This window comes from Mycobacterium sp. (assembly GCF_035697385.1).
Classification (GTDB): Bacteria; Actinomycetota; Actinomycetes; order Mycobacteriales; family Mycobacteriaceae; genus Mycobacterium.
In genome coordinates, this window is sequence record NZ_DASSCY010000297.1 from 1 (window position 1) to 2281 (window position 2281).

The following is a 2281-nucleotide window of genomic DNA, read 5'->3' on the forward strand; positions in this document are numbered from 1 at the left end:
GGAGCAAACAGCATCAAGATCGACGTAGGCTCGTCGGCCTCGTTGCGGAAGCCATGAATGCCGCCGGGTGGCACGTAGAGGAAGTCGTTCGGGTGCCCGTCGATCCAGTCGTTGCCGTCGTACAGCCTGACCGTTCCCGACAACACGAAGAACGCCTCGGACATGGCGCGGTGAAAATGCGGTCCGGGTCCGCCGCCCTTCGGGGCGATCTCGACGCGGTACAGCCCGTAGTCGCCGTCGGTGGCTTGCTGGTTGGCCAGATAGTGGTACTTCACGAGGCCGAACGAGTCGTAATCCGGAGCGTCAGTGCTTCGCCGGAGCCAGGCACTGACCTCAGGTTCGTCTTTGGTGTATCGGGCTGGCGGATACGGCGGCACGATTAATGACATCGCTTGCCAGCCTGCCACATTCAGCCGACCGGAAACACCACGCCGGTCAGCTCTTCGGAGACTGCCCACAGCCTGCGCTGCGCGGCGGTGTCGTGCGACGCCTGGCTGGAGGCGACGACCTTCGGGTAGCCCCGTTGTTCGCCGAATCCGTCGGGTCCGAAGTACTGCCCACCGAGCACGGCCGGATCGGTTGCCGCCCGCAATGTCGGCAGCGCACCCATTTCCGGACCCTGCATCAGCGGTGCCAACACCGTGGCTAGCCCACGAAACGCGACGGGCAGGTTGCGCGCCAGTTCGGTGTTGGAGCCGCCGGGGTGTGCGGCTGCCGCGATGGTGTTCGTGCCGGTCAGCCGGCGCTGCAGTTCATAGGTGAACATCAGATTGGCGAGTTTGGACTGTCCGTACGCGCCCACCCGGCTGTAGCTGCGTTCCCATTGAAGGTCGTCGAAGCGGATGCCTGTTCGGGCGAAGCGATGTCCCTGGCTGCTGATCGTCACGATGCGTGACCCCTGCGCCGCCAGCACCCGATCGAGCAGCAGACCGGTCAGCGCGAAATGGCCCAGATGATTTGTGCCGAACTGTAATTCGAAGCCGTCCTTGGTGACGGACTTCGGCGTCATCATTACCCCGGCGTTGTTGATCAGGAGGTCGATGGCGTCGTAGTTCGACTTCAGTTGTTCGGCGGCGGCGCGCACAGACTCCAGCGAGGTCAGGTCGAGCTCTTGCAGCGAAACGTTCGCGCCGGGGTTGCGATGCGTGATGTGGTCGGCTGCCTCTTTGCCCTTGTCGAGGTTTCGCACGGCGAGCACGACCTGAGCTCCCTTCGCGGCGAGCGCGGCGGCGGTCTCGTAGCCAAGTCCGGTGTTGGCACCGGTGATGACGGCGGTACGGCCGGTCTGGTCGGGAATGTTGGCAGTGGTCCAGTTGCTCATCAGGTGTCTCCTACAATCGGTTAAACGGGGCTGGCGCTCCGTTTGATCACGACTATACGGAACGCGCGCCCCGCTTATCTATTCCCGAGGTGACTTGAGTTGTCTGAACCCGCTCGACCGTTGCGCGTCGACGCGGCCCGCAATCGTGCTCGCGTGCTGGAGGTCGCATACGAGACGTTCGCCGCTGAAGGACTGTCGGTGCCGATCGACGAGATCGCCCGCCGGGCAGGCGTCGGCGCCGGAACGGTCTACCGGCATTTCCCCACCAAGGACGATCTGTTCCGGGCGGTCATCGAGGACCGCCTGCGCCGCATCGTCGACGACGGGCGCGCTCTGTTGGCATCGGCGGATCCGGGCGAGGCGCTTTTCACGTTCCTGCGGTCGATGGTGCTGGACTGGGGTGCCACGGACCAGGGCCTCGTCGACGCTCTCGCCGGGGTCGGCATCGACATCAAGGACGCCGTGCCCGACGCGGAGGAGGCGTTCCTGGGGCTGGTCGGGGAGTTGCTGCGGGCCGCGCAGAAGGCAGGCACGGTGCGGCGTGACGTCGACGTGCCCGACGTGAAGACCATTGTGGTCGGGGCCCAGGCGATGCAGGCGTATCGGCCCGATACGGCAGAGCGGTTGACGGAGGTCATGCTCGACGGGTTGCGCGCGGGGTGAACGACCTTGCACTCGCCCTAGTCGAGTGCTAGAAATGCACTTGGCACTCGCGATCGGCGAGTGCTAGGTCGGGACGGTGAGGCAAGGGGCCGCACACGCGGAGCACACCCACAGCCGTCCGTCGCGGGCACTGCACCCGGCCAAAAGACGTGCCATCCCCAATCCGGAGGAACACTTCGCAATGGCCAAGACAATTGCGTATGACGAAGAGGCCCGTCGCGGCCTCGAGCGGGGCCTGAACAGCCTCGCCGACGCGGTAAAGGTGACGTTGGGCCCCAAGGGCCGCAACGTCGTCCT

4 protein-coding genes are annotated in these 2281 nt (G+C 65.2%); 2 read left to right on the forward strand and 2 right to left on the reverse strand.

What is annotated here, in order from left to right; translation table 11 throughout:
- Both VFH65_RS25250 and VFH65_RS25255 read right to left on the reverse strand, forming a co-directional pair.
- Positions 1-389, reverse strand: a 389-nt coding sequence (locus tag VFH65_RS25250) for a cupin domain-containing protein (RefSeq protein ID WP_353325270.1), incomplete at its 3' end; no start/stop codon positions are given.
- 20 nt (positions 390-409) lie between these two features.
- The gene (locus tag VFH65_RS25255; protein WP_353325272.1) at positions 410-1321 is read right to left on the reverse strand and encodes an SDR family NAD(P)-dependent oxidoreductase; all 912 of its coding nucleotides are present in this window, start codon (positions 1319-1321) and stop codon (positions 410-412) included.
- A 99-nt stretch (positions 1322-1420) separates the two neighbouring features.
- Here VFH65_RS25255 and VFH65_RS25260 point away from each other — a divergent pair, with 99 nt between their 5' ends.
- Both VFH65_RS25260 and VFH65_RS25265 read left to right on the forward strand, forming a co-directional pair.
- Positions 1421-1984 carry a TetR/AcrR family transcriptional regulator gene (locus VFH65_RS25260; RefSeq protein ID WP_353325274.1) on the forward strand — a complete coding sequence of 188 codons (564 nt, stop codon included), beginning with the start codon at positions 1421-1423 and terminating at the stop codon, positions 1982-1984.
- 181 nt (positions 1985-2165) lie between these two features.
- On the forward strand, positions 2166-2281 hold a 116-nt coding region (locus tag VFH65_RS25265; protein WP_353325276.1), incomplete at its 3' end, for a hypothetical protein.